The 18,066-nt window shown below is 53.7% G+C and carries 15 protein-coding genes; 5 read left to right on the forward strand and 10 right to left on the reverse strand.

Going from position 1 to position 18,066, the window contains the following annotated elements:
• Nucleotides 1-71 precede the first annotated feature (71 nt).
• The 5 genes from NST23_RS22125 to NST23_RS22145 form a co-directional block, all read right to left on the reverse strand.
• Entirely contained in the window at nt 72-1,706 is a 1,635-nt protein-coding gene (locus NST23_RS22125) for a peptide ABC transporter substrate-binding protein (RefSeq protein WP_328139476.1), read from the reverse strand.
• Nucleotides 1,707-1,985: 279 nt separating this feature from the next.
• Nucleotides 1,986-2,267 (reverse strand): DUF2325 domain-containing protein, encoded by a 282-nt coding sequence (locus NST23_RS22130; RefSeq protein WP_063229985.1) that lies wholly within the window; start codon nt 2,265-2,267, stop codon nt 1,986-1,988.
• Nucleotides 2,268-2,322: 55 nt separating this feature from the next.
• A complete protein-coding gene (locus NST23_RS22135; protein WP_063229984.1) occupies nt 2,323-2,538 on the reverse strand; it encodes a YezD family protein in 216 nt (71 codons plus the stop codon).
• A gap of 354 nt (nt 2,539-2,892) precedes the next feature.
• A complete protein-coding gene (locus tag NST23_RS22140; RefSeq protein WP_328139478.1) occupies nt 2,893-3,816 on the reverse strand; it encodes a phosphotransferase family protein in 924 nt (307 codons plus the stop codon).
• Nucleotides 3,817-3,874: 58 nt separating this feature from the next.
• A complete protein-coding gene (locus tag NST23_RS22145; protein WP_328139480.1) occupies nt 3,875-5,260 on the reverse strand; it encodes an aminotransferase-like domain-containing protein in 1,386 nt (461 codons plus the stop codon).
• Nucleotides 5,261-5,385: 125 nt separating this feature from the next.
• Between NST23_RS22145 and NST23_RS22150 the strand changes: the two genes are divergently transcribed.
• Nucleotides 5,386-5,814: a GNAT family N-acetyltransferase gene (locus tag NST23_RS22150; RefSeq protein ID WP_281869736.1), complete on the forward strand. Its 429-nt coding sequence runs from the start codon at nt 5,386-5,388 to the stop codon at nt 5,812-5,814.
• A 48-nt stretch (nt 5,815-5,862) separates the two neighbouring features.
• Here the strand turns inward: NST23_RS22150 and NST23_RS22155 are convergent, their stop codons facing one another.
• Nucleotides 5,863-6,936, reverse strand: a complete 1,074-nt coding sequence (locus NST23_RS22155; protein WP_281869738.1) for a CapA family protein — start codon at nt 6,934-6,936, stop codon at nt 5,863-5,865.
• A gap of 197 nt (nt 6,937-7,133) precedes the next feature.
• Between NST23_RS22155 and NST23_RS22160 the strand changes: the two genes are divergently transcribed.
• Complete coding sequence (locus NST23_RS22160) at nt 7,134-9,749, forward strand: LuxR C-terminal-related transcriptional regulator (RefSeq protein WP_173597572.1); 2,616 nt, start codon at nt 7,134-7,136, stop codon at nt 9,747-9,749.
• Between the two features lie 489 nt (nt 9,750-10,238).
• On the opposite strand, the gene NST23_RS22165 is transcribed toward NST23_RS22160, so the two are convergent.
• The 3 genes from NST23_RS22165 to NST23_RS22175 all read right to left on the reverse strand — a co-directional run bounded on the left by NST23_RS22165 (nt 10,239) and on the right by NST23_RS22175 (nt 12,484).
• The gene (locus tag NST23_RS22165) at nt 10,239-10,802 is read right to left on the reverse strand and encodes a MarR family winged helix-turn-helix transcriptional regulator (RefSeq protein ID WP_122964653.1); all 564 of its coding nucleotides are present in this window, start codon (nt 10,800-10,802) and stop codon (nt 10,239-10,241) included.
• Nucleotides 10,803-10,887: 85 nt separating this feature from the next.
• A complete protein-coding gene (locus NST23_RS22170; protein WP_173597571.1) occupies nt 10,888-11,658 on the reverse strand; it encodes an SDR family NAD(P)-dependent oxidoreductase in 771 nt (256 codons plus the stop codon).
• Nucleotides 11,659-12,169: 511 nt separating this feature from the next.
• Complete coding sequence (locus NST23_RS22175; protein ID WP_340964584.1) at nt 12,170-12,484, reverse strand: hypothetical protein; 315 nt, start codon at nt 12,482-12,484, stop codon at nt 12,170-12,172.
• Between the two features lie 240 nt (nt 12,485-12,724).
• On the opposite strand from NST23_RS22175, the gene NST23_RS22180 reads away from it, so the two are divergent.
• The 3 genes from NST23_RS22180 to NST23_RS22190 all read left to right on the forward strand — a co-directional run bounded on the left by NST23_RS22180 (nt 12,725) and on the right by NST23_RS22190 (nt 15,044).
• Nucleotides 12,725-13,429, forward strand: a complete 705-nt coding sequence (locus NST23_RS22180; protein ID WP_173597569.1) for a Crp/Fnr family transcriptional regulator — start codon at nt 12,725-12,727, stop codon at nt 13,427-13,429.
• A gap of 81 nt (nt 13,430-13,510) precedes the next feature.
• The gene (locus tag NST23_RS22185) at nt 13,511-14,179 is read left to right on the forward strand and encodes a peroxiredoxin-like family protein (RefSeq protein ID WP_173597568.1); all 669 of its coding nucleotides are present in this window, start codon (nt 13,511-13,513) and stop codon (nt 14,177-14,179) included.
• A gap of 25 nt (nt 14,180-14,204) precedes the next feature.
• Nucleotides 14,205-15,044 carry a DNA alkylation repair protein gene (locus tag NST23_RS22190; protein WP_173597567.1) on the forward strand — a complete coding sequence of 280 codons (840 nt, stop codon included), beginning with the start codon at nt 14,205-14,207 and terminating at the stop codon, nt 15,042-15,044.
• Between the two features lie 1,918 nt (nt 15,045-16,962).
• On the opposite strand, the gene adhP is transcribed toward NST23_RS22190, so the two are convergent.
• Nucleotides 16,963-17,976 (reverse strand): alcohol dehydrogenase AdhP, encoded by a 1,014-nt coding sequence (adhP, locus tag NST23_RS22195; RefSeq protein WP_340964586.1) that lies wholly within the window; start codon nt 17,974-17,976, stop codon nt 16,963-16,965.
• Nucleotides 17,977-18,066 lie beyond the last annotated feature (90 nt).

The following is an 18,066-nucleotide window of genomic DNA, read 5'->3' on the forward strand; positions in this document are numbered from 1 at the left end:
AAGCATGCCTCCTCCTTTTTATGGAAACAGCCAACACACATGCATGCGGGTGTCGGCCATCTCTGTCTGTCCTATTGCTCTTTGTAGCCCCATTTGAAGTCGATGTAGCCTAGCGGGTCCACCGTGATGCCTTTGACCTTGTCATTTTGTACCCAGGAGTTGACGCTGCTGTACACGCCCGTGACTGGCATTTCTTCCATCAAAATGCTCTCCGCCTCGATCAAATATTGATTGCGCTTCGCTTCATCCGGCTCGGCGTACGCCTTTTTCACCAACTCTACGTAGCGCTCGTTGTGCCAAAAGGTCGAGTTGTTGGAGCTGTACTTTTCCATCATCAGCTCCAAAAAGTTGACGGAGTCGTTGTAGTCGCCTGTCCAGCCTGTGCGGGAAATCATGTATTTGCCGTGCTCCTGATCGTCGAACATGACCTTCAACTCTTTGTTGAGCAGCTTGACGTCCACGCCGAGCACCTGCTTCCATTGGGCTTGCAGTGCTTCGGCAATCTTTTTGTTGAGGTCGGATGTGTTGTACAAATATGTGATCTCTGGCAGCTTGGCGAGGTTCAGTTCCCGCATGCCTTCTGCCAATAACTGTTTCGCCGTCTCCCCGTCATTATCCTTGAAGTAGCCGTCCGGTTTCAGCGAGGCGGAGAGCGGCACAAAGCCCATCAACGGCGTCTGTCCGGCCTGGCCGATGTTGTCGGCAATATCTTTTCGGTTGATCGCGTAGGCAAACGCCTTGCGAATCTTCGCGTTCGTGAACGGCGGCTTTTCAGTCTGGAACAGCAAGTAGTAGTTGGTGGCGCGTTCCATCGTTTGCAGCTTGCCTTCATCGCGCAACGGTCCGATGGCGTCCGCAGGCAATCCGCTGATCGGGCCGCCCGCCCAGTCCAGCTCCCCGCTGTTGAACAGCTCCAGCTCTGTATTCGTATCTTCAATCATGGAAAACTCGATTTCGTCCAGCTTCACGACGTCCTTGTCCCAATACTGGTCGTTTTTCGCCAGCTCGATCTTGTTTTTATGCTCCCAGTTCGCCAGCTTGAACGGCCCGTTCGTGACGATGGTTTCCGGCTTTTTTGCCCAGTCGGGATTGGCCTCGACGACTTTCTGGTTGACCGGATAGTAAAAGGTGGCGAGCGTCAGAAAATACGGCGTCGGATTTTCCAGAGTGACTTGCAATGTCTTTTCATCCAGCACCTTGATGCCTACGTCCTCCGCCTTTGCCTTTCCTTCGAAAAAAGCGCGGGCGTTTTTGATCGGATAGTATTTGTAAGCGGAGCCGCTCGCCGTCTTCGGGTTGAGCACGCGCAGCCAGGCGAAGGCAAAGTCGTTCGCTGTCACCGGATCGCCGTTGCTCCACTTGCTTGCGCGCAACGTGAATGTATACACTTTTTTGTCATCCGACAGCTTGATGTCCGAGGCGACAGAATTGACTGGCTTGCCATCCTTGTCCAGCCTGACGAGCGAGTCGTACAGCGAGCGGATAAAAGCGCCGGAGATCACGTCATTCGACATGCCGGAGTCCAACGTCTCCGGTTCTGAGGCGTTCATGTACAAAATTTGGGTGGCGGCCGGCTGCGACGGCGCTGGCTGGGACTGTTGCGTGGAATCGGCAGCAGGCTGATTCGTGCTGTCACTGTTGCTGCAACCTGCGAACAATCCCGAGAGCAAAACCAAGAGACTTGTAATGACGACTGGTCGTTTCATGCTTACCCCCATCTTTGTTCAGTTCAGTTCACTTCTAACTTCTGTATAAATATTCTGCAAATTGTGTGCCAGCTGTTTCTGCCAAGCTTGATCCAGCCTGCTTATTCACTGCTGCATACATGGGCCTTCGACTCATCCTGACAAAATGCTGCATAAAGCTGTCCAGCAGCAAAAAGATGGCTCACACGATCAGCCTGCCCATTTTTTCGCCTGATGAACACGCAAAAAAGAAGTATTCAACGTTGAATACTTCTATTCACTCACGAATATTCATTTTGCCTAGCCAATCGCTGGCTGATACATGGCGACGGCATCACACGATCTCCGGCAAAAAACGATCGGCACGTGCTTTTGCTTCGCCAGCTTTTTAATATTTTTGCTGAGACTGTGACTGACAAAGTTGATAAAGACGAGAACCAGCTCCGTATCGGCAGGAATCGTCGCCTTCACGTCCGACTTTTTTCGTCCAGATACGTGATATACATTCCGAAATCCTTTATCCTGCAACAAGCTCTCGATTTCTCCTACCCGATCTCCTCCAACTACAAGAACGCCTGCCATATGAAAGCTCCTCCTCTCTAATCTCCCATTCTCGTCTGTTTTGTCAGTCCGTCGCCTAGCCGTGCGTCCGATTCAACAACGGTCTGTTCTGAGTTGTCTGTCCTTCTTCTTTCTCTTTTTTGGCAGGGAGTCGGTATTTTTCCGTCCGCTCGATCTGAACCACCTGCGAATCGTGAACCACGATATGGATGGAACCAAATTCCAAACTGTCCAAGGCTCGCTCGATTTTCTCCCACAGTTGTTCATTCAGGGCATTCTCTTTTTTCGCCATTCGCTCACGCCTCCCTGGTTATGTTGTGAAAAACTAAATGTTTATTATTCCTACCTATTTAGTATGTTTTATGACCTAATGTTACCTCTCGAAAGCCTTCTGTTGTCCAGCAGCGACGACACCGACTTTTCGAGAGGTCATGTCCTTTTGGAATAATAGCAGCGTTACCCTCCTCCTGTTCATATAGCGAAAGGCTCCCGACGATGCCGACATGGTCTTGTCTGCGCGGGAGCTTTCGGAAGTCCGATCAGCTATTCACTAAAATCCGATGTATTTACTTATGATTAGAGATTATCACAGACCCATTCCATCGGTCAATGCCCCAATGTTCTGATTTCGTCTGCGCAAGCCAGATTAAATGTGCCGCCGTTCCGTAGCTTGCTGTACAAACTGTTTGTGCCGCTCACGCATCCTTTGCTCTGTCGCTTGATCCAGTCCCCAATTGCCAAGGCTGGAAGCTGGCCGCAGCGCTGCGTACAAATCCCAGTACGCCAAGTCCGTATAGTCGAGATCAGGCATCCTCTCCCGATAAAATGCTGTAAAGGTGTCCATCGCTTCGCTGCCAAACGACCAAAGCAGCTCCAGCCGGGCATTGCCCACATCTGCGAGCGGATCGCCCACAGCCGCATCTTCCCAGTCGAGTACGGCAGTCAGACGGCCATCCAGCCACATTGTATTGCCTGGCCAAAAATCTCCGTGCAACAAGACATCGCGATTTTTTTGCGCCAAGGGCCAGACAGTGCCCAGCAGCTCGCGAATCAGCCCCTCGTCCAGCGAGTCGTCCAGCTTTTCCGGTGTTTTGCGAAGCGTATCCGCTACCCAATCGGTCTGACGCGGCAAAAAGGTACTGGCTTTTTGTTCAGGGTCGATCCGGTGGATACGGGCAAGCACCTCTGCCAGTTGGGACAAATAAGCGGACAAATTGGCTGGTTGGAAGTCTGTCTGTCCCTCGACGAATGTCGTGACAAGGCACGGCGAGGCAAAAATAGTTGCCGATGCTTCCAGATGGAGCGGCTTCGGCGCAGGAATATGCGCTTCCTGCAACAGTTGCAGCAGCTTGTATTCGTCGGAGGCGATCTGTGGATTGCGCTCGCGATCTGCTGCGCCGTGTTGCCGCACAACCATTTTTTTGCGCGTCCCGTCCGCACACTCCAGCTCTAGCGCTGTCACCGTCGCCGAGACGCCGCCGACAAGCTCCCAGGCGCGAAGCAGCTTCCCGCAAGGTTCGATTTTTCCTGCCAGCTCTCCCCATTTGTCCAGCTTGTTTGCTTGAGTCATGTTTGGTTCGTCCTCCTGTCCGCTCTTCCGAAAAAGAGCCATCTAGTGTCGCTGTCAATCAGTCTGGCCGTATCCGCCAGGCTACTTCCTGCTTGCGCTTTTGCAAAAGCTTGTGGCACGCCTCGGCCATCAGCGCTATTCCTTGCTCGATCTTGTCTGTGTCTGTCTGGATGATGCTAAGGCGTAATCCGTTGTCCCGGCCAAAGCCTGGCAAATAGTTTTGGTCCGTCGAGCGCACAGAGACGTGCTGCTGGTGCAAAGCAGCGATCACGTCGTGGGCATCCAGCTCTTTTGGCAGAACGATTGTGGTAAAAATTCCGCCGTGGGCAGCCGGACACTGAATGCTTGGGTCCAGGTGGCGGCGGCAAGCTGCGGCAAGTGCTTCCATCCTCGTCCGATAGCGCTCTCTGACCATCGCGGCATGATGATCGTACATCCCCGAGTTCAAATACAGCTCCAGAGCAGCCTGGGACAAAACGGACGTGCTGGAGTCCGCCGAAGCTTTATGCAGGCGAAATGTCTCCATGACCGCTGGCGGCAAGACGACAGCAGCCAGGCGCAGTCCGGGCAACATGATTTTGGAAAAGCTTTTCACGTAAATGACATGCCCTGACAGATCGTAGCTGTAGAGCGGATCGGCCTTCGCGCTCGTCTCCATATCCGCCAAATAGTCATCCTCCACCACAAATACCCCGTAGCGCTCCGCCAGCCTGGCGATTTGCCTTTTCTCCTCGGCTCCGTAGCTTGTCCCTAGCGGATTGTGAAAGCGCGGCATCGTATAAAAAAATTTGATCGGCTTGCTGCGAAACTGCTGCTCCAGCTCGTCCAGATCGATGCCTGCCGTCGTCCGCCCGATGCCGTATGTCGTGACACCAAGCAGTTGCAAGGTGCGAACCATGCCGTGAAAAGTAGGCTGCTCGACCAGGACGGCGCTTTTTCCATTGGGAAAAGGCATGGACGACAAGAGGTGCAGCGCTTGCTGCGAGCCGGAAACGACGCAAATCATGGACGGCTGCGCGAAAACTTGCGAATGGGCCAGATGCTTCTCCAGCTCCCGGCGCAAAGAGTAAAAGCCTTGCGGATCGCAATAAGTGAACAGCTGATCCTCGTACAGCTCAATCGCCCGGTTCAGGCAATGCTGGAAGTCTTTATACGGCATGACTTCCGGGTCTGGACTGGCCGCGGAAAAATCGATTTGTCCCTGTCCCGCTCCCGTTCGCGTGACGGCCTGCGGGCGCAGCACCGCGTAATAGCCGCTTTTTTGCACTGCGTACACGAGATGCTCTTTTTCCAGCTCCTGATACGCCCGGATCGCTGTATTCGTACTGCAATTCCACCGCTCGGAGGCTGTACGGATCGACGGCAGCTTTTCTCCGGGGCGTATTTTGCCCGTCAGCAACTGTTGTTTGAGCTGTTGCTTGAGCGCCTCGTATTTTTTCTCCACCCTTGTCCACCCGCTCTCCATCTGTGTGGGTACAGATGCCCTTTTTCCTCGTTTCTCCCTGGTTGTTCCTTACAGTATAGTGAATCGTAAGTCAGTCAGTAAACAGGAGAAAGGATGAGCAACAGATGGAATGGAAGCACCCCGAATTGCCTTACACAATCAGTGATGATCCGAAGCTGCTCGACGAAGAGCAAATTTTTGCCTGGCTGTCTACGACCTACTGGGCTGGCGAGCGTCCGAGAGAAATGATCGTCAAAGCCATTTCGCAATCGCTCTGTTTCGGAGTGTATCACGAGAGCGGACAGGCCGGGTTTGTCCGGGTCGTCACCGATTACGCGACTTTTGCCTGGGTGTGCGACGTCTTCATCGATCCCGCCCACCGCGGAAAAGGGCTGGGCAAATGGCTGATGGAGGTCATGGTGCAGCACCCGGCTATTCGCCATACAAACATGACGCTGGCAACGCGGGATGCCCATGGGCTGTACGAAAAATACGGCTTCGTCCGCAAAGAGATGATGCGTAGAATGGCAGAAGTACCGATGCCGCTCTCGTAATGGCAAAAGCATGTTCCGCCAACAAAAAAATCCGTGGGGATATGCTCCTCAACGGATTTTTGCCGTTTGCCTGACTTGACCGTCCCGTTCAATGCTTGCCCCGTACGAAATCCGGTTCAGCTTGTCGATCATGCGCTGTTTGCCTTGACTGTCCTGCTCGGCAGGCTGTCCATTCACGATTTTCACAGGAATGACGCGGGAGCTGGTTTCTTTCTCTTTAAAAGCAAGCTCTACCATCATCGCTTCGCGTCCTTTCGGATTGTACGAGGTCGTAAACACAAAGTTGCCGACGCTGTAGTAGATCGGGACTTGCTTGTAAAATTCGACGCCCATCACGGAATGGCTGTGTGAGCCGACGATCGCGTCCACGCCGCTGTCGATCAGCTTTTTCGCCAGTTCGCGCGCATACGGCTCAGGCGTGTCCTTGTACTCCAGGTTCCAGTGCATCACCGCAATCGTAATATCCGACTGGGCAACCGCCTGCTTCACATAGGACAGCATCGGTTCGTAGGAGTAGGCGTGAGCAAGTCCCGGCTTGTTTTTGCCCGCGTACCAGCGATAATTGGGCAGCACGTGGCTCAGGCCGATCACTGCCACTCGCTTGCCCTTGATCGTCTGGATCTGCGGCGCAAATGCTTCCGCTTCGTTTTTGCCTGCGCCCACGTAGCCGATTTGCTGCTTGTCCAAATGTCCGAATGTGTCCAGCAAAGCGTCTACGCCGTAATCGAGCGTGTGGTTGTTAGCCAGATTGACTACGTCGATGCCGGCATTTTTCAGTCCGTTCAGTGCGCTGGGCTGGGCGCGATACGTAAATTCTTTTTTCTCCGGCTTGCCGCGTGTGCTGACAGGCGTCTCCAGATTGGCGATGGCGAGATCAGCTTGTCGCAGAAACTCCCCTGTTTTTTGAAACGGATAGTCTACCCCGTGCCGTCCGATTTGCACCCCCACGCTTTTATCCAAAATGATGTCTCCCACAAACGCAATCCGGATTTCCTCCGCCGTCTCCTCTTGCTTCGCGTCCGCACCTGTCGCATGGATGGGCGGCGGACTTGCACTGCTGACCGCGAGCACCAACGCAGCAACGGCCACAGCAGCCGCACCGCTCCAACGAACAATCCCCATCCGCCTCACACGCCCTCTTGCTTTTTTATGCTCATTGTAGAAGGCTTGGGGCAAAAAGAGTGTTGAAGCGTGTCTTCGGACTTGCCATCATTTCTCGCCCTCATTTGACGAGACTTTTTTCCATGTCGAAGCGTGCTGTTTTCGCTAGTATAATAAGGACATACCTTTTACGCTGCAAAGAATGGAAAGGAGGAAAAATGGGTCAACCATCCGTTATGTTGAAAACGAAAACAGCGGTCCCTGCCTATCGCTTCGACAGTGTAAAGAGAAGTCATCTGCTGGAACAAATGAACAATGGGCTACAGTGCCGGCTCACGTTTGTAAACGCACCGGCGGGCTACGGAAAGACAACGCTGCTTTGCCAATGGGCGCACGATTTCAGCGGGCAGCTGGCGTGGCTTTCGCTCGATGAGAAAGACAACGATCTCGTCCGGTTTTGGCGCTATATCGTGCATATGCTGACAAATGCCTCTTCCCCGCATCTGGCGGAGAACATGGAAAACTCCATGAAGGCAACCTCTCATACTTCGATTTTTTCGTTTATAGACTCGCTGCTCAATGAGCTGGCGACAACGATTCACCAGCCGCTGGCGATCATTCTCGATGACTACCATGTGATTTCGGAAAGCGCGATCCACGACAGTCTCGCTTACTTTATTGAATATTTGCCAGGCAACTGCCATGTGTACATCGCCAGCCGCAGTGCCTTGCCCTTTTCAACGGCAAAATGGCGTCTTCGGAGCGAGCTTGTTCATCTGACGCCACAGCAGCTGTTGTTCGATCAAGCCGAGGCGTTCAGCTTTTGTCAGCAGGTGCATGGCTTGCTGCTTTCCGAGGAGCAAATCGCCAGTCTCGTCGCCAGCACAGAAGGCTGGGTCGCCGGGCTGCAACTCGCTGCGATTTCGCTTTCCACCTCCGGGAACCACGAGCGGTTTTTTGCCAAATTTACGGGGGCACACCGCGACATCTCCGACTATTTGTTTCACGAAGTGCTGGTGCAGCTGCCCCAATCGACGCGCGATTTCCTGTTGCTGACCTCCGTGCTGTCGCGGCTGGACGCCCACGTATGCAACGCGCTGGTCGGCATGACGGGCAGTCAGCAAGTTTTGGCTGAGCTGTACAGACAAAATATATTTTTGTTTCCCCTCGACGACGATCAGACTTGGTATCGCTACCATCATTTGTTTGCCGATTTTTTGCGCAGCCAACTGGAGCTGACTTACCCTGGCAAAGCTTACGAGCTGCACAAGCTTGCCAGCGAGAGCTTTGCTGCGCGCGGATTTCTGGACGAAGCCATCGAGCATGCGATTTGCGCTTGCGATTACCCGCTCGCCGTGCAGTTGCTTGCGCAGCACTTCCCGACGTGGCTTTCGCGCGGCGAATTTTTCACCTTGCTGCGCGCGCTTACGAGCATCCCGGATCACGGGCAAAATATGCCGCCGCTGCTCAGGCTGCTCTACGTCTTTTTGCTAATCGCTTGCGATCAGACCAGTCTTGCCCAAGCCGAGCTTGACCTGCTGGAAAAAGACTGCCAGAGCATGCCCCCATCCGCGGAGCGCGAGCAGTTTGCCAGCGGCCTGTTTTTTGTCCGGGCCAATCTCGTCTTTGCCAACGGCGATTTCGCAAGCTGGGTAGCCAGCTCGTCCCAATTGCAGGAGGACTTGCCGCAAAACCCGTTGTTTTATCATCTGAACTACAACACGACCGAGCCGTTCATCCGCAGGACGCGATTCGGCTTGAAAGGGATGCTGTCCGAGGAAACGGAGCTGGTCGGCAAGCAGTTTTCCGCTATTCTGGAGGCGCACGGCTGGCAGGACTCCTTGATCAACAAATACGTCGTCCAGGCGCTGGCGGAAGGGCTTTACGAGGAGAACAAGCTCGAAGAAAGCTTCGCGTTTTTGCAAAAAATCGCGCCTGTAGCGCTGCAGCAAAAAATTCCCGGACTTTATGTTCCGTATGTACTGACTCATGCCCGGCACTTGCTGGCGAACCAGGATTTCAAGGAAGCGCGAAGGCTTGTCCAGGAAGCGATGGAGATTGTCACGGGGTGGTCGCAGCTGTACTGGATCAGTCCGTTGCGCGCTTTTCAGGCGTACATCGCACTCAGGGAAGGAGATGTGGCCTGGGCCGAGGCAGAGCTTGCCAAGCTGCCCCGCTCCACTTTTCACAAACCCAGTATTCATAAAGAGCTGGAGCAGTTGGCCTATGTCCGGCTGCTGCTCGCCAAACAGCAAGAGGCAGATGCGCTCAAGATTCTTGCCCCTTTGAAGCAAATTGGCGTCAGGGAGGGACTGTTAGGCAGCCAGGTAGAAATCGCCAATCTGCAAGCGATGGCGCTCCAGCAGCAAGGCAACAAGCGCGAGGCGTTGGCACATCTGCACGAGGCCCTTGTCATCGGGGCGAAAAACTTGTATGTACGCAGTTTTTTGGATGAGGGGCTGGCTATGCACAGCTTGCTCAGCGCTTACCAGCAGCGGGAAAACTCCAGGACGGAGCAAGCTCCTCCGGTCATTTCTCCCGACTATGTGCAGCAGTTGCTTGAGCTTTTCCCGAAAAAGCGGGCAAGAGCGCATGGCAGCTCATTCTCGCCGCTTCCAGAGCCGTTGACAGGCAAGGAAATGATCATTTTGTCCATGCTCGGCCAAGGGGCGTCCAACAAGCAAATTGCCGAAGAGCTGGGCAACACGGTCGGTACGGTCAAAGTGTACCTGCACCGGATTTACGGGAAACTCGGTGTGGAAAACCGTACCCAAGCGCTGCTCCGGGCACAGGAAATCTCGCTTTTGGAGGCGCCGACAAGCACTATGTTATAAAGCTGAGCTTTAGGATGAGAAAAGGCTTCGCCACGGTTTTGTGGGCGGGGTCTTTTTTCTTTTGGGGATAGTCGGGAGTTTCAAGGAAATTACTGATTGCATGAAAGCCTGTTTGAGTGTCGCTTTGTCGGGTGCGAGTGATCCAGCCATCTTCCGCCCCTTTCGCGAGCAGCCATAATCCAACGAGCAAAGCCGCGAGGGCGAGGTACCCCCGCTTGTGGTCAGCGCTCCGATCTGCAAGCCTTTATCTGCTGTGGCGAGCCAGCCATCCCGCCATGACTGCCGGAGACAAATACGCCATCATGACTTCCCGCCACAGCACAAACGATTTCGCCTTGCCTTGGGGCGACCCGTCCTCGTCTCAGCGACGGCCGCTGTCTTTGCCCGATGATTCACTCCCATGAATGAACTTCTTCCTTGTTTTTTGAATGTATAATTAGGCTCCTAACCATATATCCGTGAAAATGGGCTAGTTTTCCTAGCCCGTCTTTACCTTTTCTTGCTGTTTGCTTGCACGTCTTTCTTTTCATCTGTCAGTGCCGAGATGCCTTCTGTCACGCGACCAAGCAGGGACAGAAATACGCTGCGCTCCTCCAGCGAAAGGGAACTGACCATCGCTTCCAGCCGCATGAAATGCTCAGGCGCCATGTCCCTCAGCTTGCTCGCACCCGCTTCGGTCAAAACAACCGCTTTTTGGCGTCCATCCTGCATGCTTTTTCGCCGGGAGACGAGTCCATCGCGCTCCAGCACGTCAATCAGGCCCGTCACCGTAGCGCGGGTGACGCCGAGATTGTCTGCCAATTGCGAAGGCAGCAGCTCTCCGTCGTTGGTTTCCAGCTCCGCCAAAAGCCGATAGCGCCCGGTTGACAAGCCGAAGCGGCCAAAGTGAATCTCCGCTGCGCTGCCGAGTTTCGCTCCCGCCTCCATCAGTCGCGCGGCTACAAGAACTGCCTGTGCGTCTACGTCCAGACTGTAGCGCGCAAGCTGTCGCCTCGCCTGGTCAAGCGAAGGAGCAGAGTCGAAGTCATGCTTGTTTTTCGGTTCGTTGTTCATGCACGTAGTATGGTGCCTAACTACTTTTCGTGTCAACCAAATTTTCCAAACTCATTTTTCAGTAGACCAGACAGGCTCGATCGGCTTATTTCGGTTGCATCCGAATCGCCCCGTCCAGCCGGATTGTCTCTCCATTCAGCATCGGGTTCGTAATGATGCTGTTCACCAGCTTGGCGTACTCGTCGGGCTGACCCAATCTCGGTGGAAAAGGCACGGTCGCTCCCAACACGTCTTTTATGGCGCGGGGCAGCTTGTCGTACATCGGCGTGTCAAACAAACCAGGAGCGATCGTCATCACCCTGATTCCATACGGAGCCAAGTCCCTCGCCAACGGCAAGGTCATGCCGACAATCCCGCCCTTTGCAGCGCTGTAGGCCACTTGTCCGACCTGCCCGTCAAAAGCAGCGATAGACGCTGTATTGACGATCACGCCGCGTTCGCCCGTTTTGGCTGGCTCGTTGCCTGCCATCTGCTCGACTGCCATTCGCACGACATTAAACGTGCCGATCAGGTTCACTTGCACGACTTTGCTGAATGTCTCCAAGGAATGAGGGCCGTTTCTGGACAGCGTCTTTTGCCCCAGAACCATTCCTGCGCAATTGACTGCGGCGTGAATCGTGCCGAAAGCTCCCGCCGTGCGCTCGATCGCCTCCCGCACGCTCGCTTCGCTCGTCACATCCGTCTGTACGAACAGGACGTGATCGCGTCCCAGCTCATTTGCCAGGGCGTACCCCCGTTCGAGGTCCTGATCAAGAATGGCTACTCTTCCTCCGTGCTCTACCACATTCCTCACAGTGGCTTCCCCCAACCCGGAAGCTCCACCCGTTACAATGGCAACCACATCCCGAATGTCCACGCCATTCTCCCCCTTCCTGCAAATCGACATTCAGGATAAATAAATGCAAGTTGAGTACCAGCCGCGAAAAGCGCTGCCAGCCCTTACTTCGGGTTACCGAAACTGTCCTTGTGTCCAAGCCGTTCGGACACTCGTGAGACAGTTTTCGTCCGATAAATGGACACAATGGACAAACCGCCCGCTGCCTTCCGCACAGGCTTGCAGCTGTGGTCATTGAAGTGCAGCAAAGTGACTGGAAAAAACACAGGCTATCTTTCGCGGTGTCGTCAAAACCATTCAGAAGAAAGCTGCGGAAGTGTTGCCCATGCCCAAGCAACGCTTTGTCTGGCCTTATCTATTTGGGACACGCTCAGCGAACTGAATCAGCGAAGAGTCAAATAAACAGGATGCACAAATAACCCCGCAAAAGGCGACTGCCCTTTCTTCGGGGTTTTGTTTGTTCTTGGCCAAAACAATGCCGTGACTCGGCTTCCAGCAGACTGTAGTTGGCGGGCACTGTCAAGCTGCCGAATTACGGCGCAATTTGCTCAACGAGATGAACGATGGCTTGCGCGACCTTTGCTTCGTAGCTCTCTTGGCGGCACAGTTCATCCCATAGTTGCTCATGCTCTTTTTCACCGGGCACATCAGCAGTTTTATGCTCTGCCTGCCCGTCTCCGCCAGCCGCGGCGGCCACCTCGGCATTTAGCGCACGATTGCGGACCAGCTCGTGTACCATGAGCAAGCTCATCAGCTTGTCCATATTCGCCTGATGACGAATCAGGTGCGGCTCCATCCGTCTGGCCATCTCCCACAGCTTCTCTGTTTGATCTTGTGCGGTCAGCATTTCCCTCTCAAACCTCCACACGGAACATAACTAAACAACATTAATTATATCTAATTATAATCAAATATAGAAAGATAAGAAATCAATCCGCGCTATTTTCCTGGACAGGCTGACGGAGATGCTGTGTGGAATCAGGAGAAAGTAGTCCGACCCTATTTTGTTGTATGATGGGCATATGCACGAACTGCTCGTTGGCCGCAAAAGTGTGCCCAACGCTATTTTTTCAACCCGGGAGGAACTATGGATCGCATTCAATATTTGTCGCAGTTCAATTTGTTGCGTTCCCTTTCCAGCGAAGACCTGATCGAAATGGACGAGCTGACCTCGATTACGACTTTTCCGAAATATACATTCATTCAAACGCCCGACACGTTCACGGAAGGGTTGTACTTTGTGAAGCGAGGGAAAGTTCGTTTGTATCGGCTCAATGAGGAAGGCAAGCAATTTACTTTAGATATTTTGCGCGAGGGGAACATCTTTGGCGAGATGGGGGATATTTCGCTAGGGACGCGCGGCCTGTTTATCGAGACGGTCGAGGAAAGCGATATTTGCGTGATGGACAAGGAGCGCTTCGAGGGTTATCTTCTTCGTCGGCCACGTTTCATGCTGAATATGATCAAAGTAATGAGTGAGCGCTTGTCGCACATGAGCAGTCTCGCGCAAAGCCTTGCTCTCGGAAAGCTGCACGACAAAATTATCCACGTTCTGGCGGAGCTTTCCGAACGGTTCGGGGTTCAGGACGATGGCGACGATTACAGCCGAATCGACATGCCCCTCTCCCATCAGGAAATTGCCCACCTGGTAGGAGCTTCAAGAGAAGCCGTGTCTGTAGCGTTGAAAGAGCTTGCGGAGGCGGGCATGCTCCGCACCAGGTTCCGTACAGTGACCGTCCACCGCGACATTCTCCGGGCGGCACAAAAACTCGCTCAGGACGACAGCTTGTGAACTGCATTACATCTTTTCCATTCGTGCTTCTCTTATGATGAAGAAGAGTTGAATGACAGGACGAAATGGAGAGAGAACGAGATGGAAAACAGGCCACTGGCTTCTTTGCAAACAGAATTGGATCGTGCTACCGCGCAGATGGAGCAAAACTTGCCCGCTGAAATGGTCAAGATGTTCGAGCAGTCAATCCAGCAAGTAAAGGCATCCGCTGGTGCTGCTGGCTTGAAGGCCGGAGCGCAGGCACCAGACTTTTCGCTGACGGATCAAAACGGTGCCAGCATGACTTTGTCTGAACTGACGGCCAATGGCCCCGTCGTTCTTTTGTTTTATCGCGGCGTCTGGTGCCCGTTTTGCAATATTGCGTTGCGGGCTTATCAACAAGCGTCAGCACTTTTTGCGGAGGCAGGAGCGCAACTTGTGGCGATCAGTCCGCAAACGCCGACCTATTCAGCCAGCATGAAGGCAAATAACGAACTTGGATTTCCGCTTTTGAGCGATCCTCGCAATGAAGTCGCAGCCCGCTACCATCTCGTATTCGAGCTTCCGGAAGCGCTACGGGGAAGTTACCAGTCTCTTGGCATTTCTCTCGACGAGTATCATGGCGATTCTTCGTGGAAGTTGCCTGTGCCCGCGACATATGTGATCGACCGTGAGAACATGATTCGTCTGGCTCACGTCGAAGCTGACTACAAGCAGAGGCTGGAGCCTTCCCACGTATTGGATTTGCTGACTTCACGAAACGATTGGTAATCACGATTACGGAGGCGGCTATGCTATGACATTCGACGAAATGGCTTCGATTTCAGAAAGGGTGCTGAATCGGAAAGGAGCCAGAAAAGCTGGCGACATTCTCCCGGATGTGCTCGTTTTATTGAATGGCGGACGAATCGAGAGTGTCAATTTGACAGAGTGGTTGGCAGTCGATCATTTGCAACTGCTTAGGCACATCCTGGCTGAGCTTCAGTTGCAGCGGCATGCTGACGCGATGTTATCCGCGCTGGAACGGATCGCAGGGCAGCCGACGATGAAAGTCATCCCCGCCATTGCGGTCAAATGGCTAGAGGTGTTCCGTCAAAAGACTGGCGACGAGCGTACACAACTGTTCCAACGCTTGGCGGCGCATCCGTCAGATAGCGTGCGCTGTTGGGCAGCTTACATCGTGGGGTTGGATCAGTTGGAACTGGAGCAAAAACTGGCGCTCATTCGCCCGTTTGCCGCCGATAGCCACTTCGGCGTCCGCGAAATCGCATGGATGGCTGTCCGGGACTCTGCTTCCCAACAATTGAAACTAGCCATCCGCCTGCTGGGCGCTTGGGTACAGGAACCGAATGCCAATCTCCGCCGTTTCGCCGTTGAATTGACCCGTCCGCGCGGCGTTTGGGCCAAGCATATTGCGGAGTTGAAGGAGAATCCCGAATGGGGGCTTCCCCTTTTGGCGCCGTTGAAAGCCGATCCATCCAAGTATGTCCAGGATTCGGTTGCCAATTGGTTAAATGACGCAGCCAAGTCGCAGCCGGATTGGGTCGTTCAAGTATGCCGCGCGTGGCTGGATGCATCCGATGAGAAAGCGACCAAGCGGATCGTGGCGAGGGCGCAAAGAAGTATGAAGGGCTAGGATGGGGGATGCTTTGTAGATTGCGTCATCGGTAGTTTCAAAAAATACCAATGCAAAAAGCTTGTTTGGGGTAATGCTTTGTAGGTTACGTCATCGGTACTTCAGGTGAAGCGAGAAAAGAGACGAATCGCTGTAGCTTCTTGGGATACCCCCTGTGGGCTTAGGCTGCACGGCTCCGGGGAAAAAGCGAAACCGCGTCAAAAGCAGCGGACTCAGGGAAGCGGACGCACGTTGACGCTTAAAACCGTGTTTCGCTTTTTCCTCAGAGCCTCGGTCGGTATCCCAAAGAGCTTTCGCGGATTCGTCTCTTTCCTCGTCAGGGGCTGGGTGTGGTCATCGGAAGTTTCAAGGAAAAATGCCAATGCATAAAAGCTTGTTTGGGGTAATGCTTTGTAGATTGCGTCATCGGTACTTCAGGTGAAGCGAGGAAAGAGACGAATCGCTGTAGCTTCTTGGGATACCCCCTGGGGGCTTAGACTGCACGGCTCCGGGGAAAAAGCGAAACCGCGTCAAAAGCAGTAGTTCACAGAAGCAGGAGCACGTTGACGCTTAAAACCGTGTTTCGCTTTTTCCTCGGAACCTCGGTCGGTATCCCAAAGAGCTTTCGCGCATTTCGTCTCTTTCCTCGTCCGGGGCTGATTGTTGTCATCGGGAGTTTCAAGGAGAAATGCCAATGCAAAAAACTTGGTTGGGCTGACGCTTTGTAGTCTGCGTCATCGGTACCTCAAGTGAAGCGAGGAAAGAGACGAATCGCTGTAGCTTCTTGGGATACCCCCTGGGGGCTTAGACTGCACGGCTCCGGGGAAAAAGCGAAACCGCGTCAAAAGCAGCTCGCTCACAGATGCAGATTCACGTTGACGCTTAAAACCGTGTTTCGCTTTTTCCTCGGAACCTCGGTCGGTATCCCAAAGAGCTTTCGCGGATTTCGTCTCTTTCCTCGTCAGCGGCTGGGTGTGGTCATCGGGAGCTTCAAGGAAAAATGCCAATGCCAAAAAGCTTGCTTGGGCTGACATTTTGTAGTCTGCATCATCGATACTTTAGGTGGTGGTGATCGGGGATTTCAAAAAAGTACAGAGACATGAGTAAGAGTCTTCTTCAAGACGGTGCTTCATGCAATTTGTTCACGAAAAACTTGTTCAATTTCTGCCCTGGATTTTCCGCCCTTGAGCAACCTCCAAAAAACAATATCCGACCAAAGCTTACCGTTGGCCGAGGAAACAGGAGAAACAAGCGAAAGGGCTTTGGGACTCCTTCCGAGGCGCAGGCGAAAAAGGAAAACACGCTTTTAAGCGGCAACGTGCGTCCGCTTCTTCGAGTCCGCTGCTTTTGACGCGGTTTTCCTTTTTCGCCGGAGACGGGCAGTCTAGCTTCCTCGCTAGAGGCCCAAGTCCCTACAGCGGTTTCTCCTGTTTCCTCCCTCCACTACAGCCACGATCAACAGCCGCACTAAATATTTTCATCCCTGATCAACTCTCAAAAAATCACGATCCGACCAAAGCCTAACGTCGGCCGAGGAAACAGGAGAAACAAGCGAAAGGGCTTTGGGACTCCTTCCGAGGCGCAGGCGAAAAAGGAAAACACGCTTTTAAGCGGCAACGTGCGTCCGCTTCTTCGATCTCGCTGCTTTTGACGCGGTTTTCCTTTTTCGCCGGAGACGGGCAGTCCACCCTTCCCCGCTAGAGGCCCACGTCCCTACAGCGGTTTCTCCTGTTTCCTCCCTCCACTACAGCCGCGATCAACAGCTGCACTTAAATTTTTCATCCCTGATCCCCTCTCAAAAAATCACGATCCAACCAATGCTTACCATTGGCCGAGAAAACAGTGACCCCCGCCCATTTCCTCCCCATTCAAAAAAACTGCCACCCAGCAGTCTCCAAGCGACTACCAGGCAGCAGTTGTCTTTTCCCTAAAACGATCATTACTCCATCGTCAACACGACGCGGCCGTTAATTTGGCCTTTTTCCATCCGTTCCAGCACCTCGTTGATTTTATCCAGCGGCTGTGTCTCGATGATCGCGCGAACCTTGCCGCGAGCCGCGAAGTCGAGTGCTTCCTGCATGTCTTTGCGCGTTCCTACGATCGAGCCTTTGACCGTTACACCGTTGAGCACCGTATCGAAAATCGGGATAGGCAGCTCGGCATTCGGCAATCCAACCACCACGAGCGAGCCGCCGCGGCGAACCGATTTGTACGCCTGCTCAAACGCTTTTTTCGTTACAGCCACACTAATCGCTCCGTGCACGCCACCGACCTGCTCGGTGATCGCCGCCACAGGATCGACCTCGCTGCTGTTGACCGTCACGTCAGCACCCAATTCTTTTGCCAGTTCGAGCTTCTCGTTGTGAATGTCTACCGCGACGACGTTGTAACCCATTGCTTTCGCATATTGCAGGGCTACGTGGCCCAGTCCGCCGATCCCGAAAATTGCCACCCAGTCGCCCGGCTTCACATTGGCGACCTTCAGCGCTTTGTAAGTAGTCACGCCCGCGCACAAGATCGGAGCAGCCTCCACGTCTCCCAGTTCATCCGGGATACGCGCCACATAAGCCGCTGGCGCCACGCAATACTCCGCGTAAGCTCCGTCTGCGGAATAACCGCCATTCAATTGCTTCTGGCACAAAGTCTCCCAACCCGTGAGGCAATAGTCGCACTCGCCGCACGCGGAGAACAGCCACGGGATGCCTACCCGGTCGCCCAGCTTCAAGGAAGTGACGCCTTCGCCCAGCTTTTCCACGACCCCTACCCCTTCATGGCCCGGAATCAAAGGCAGCTTCGGCTTGACCGGCCAGTCTCCATGCGCTGCATGCAAATCTGTATGGCAAACGCCGCACGTCTTGATTTTGACCAACACTTCCCCGTAACCCACCTCTGGAACCGCTACTTCCTTTACCTCCAGCTTTTGATGGAACTCGTTGACCACTGCTGCTTTCATCTCGACCTTCCTCCTCTTTTCCCCCACGGGCACCTGTTTGTGTGCCGAATGAGCGTTTATGTATTTTCGCTCCTATATATTTGCAAGCAG

It is taken from the genome of Brevibacillus sp. FSL K6-0770, from assembly GCF_038000275.1.
Classification (GTDB): Bacteria; Bacillota; Bacilli; order Brevibacillales; family Brevibacillaceae; genus Brevibacillus; species Brevibacillus parabrevis.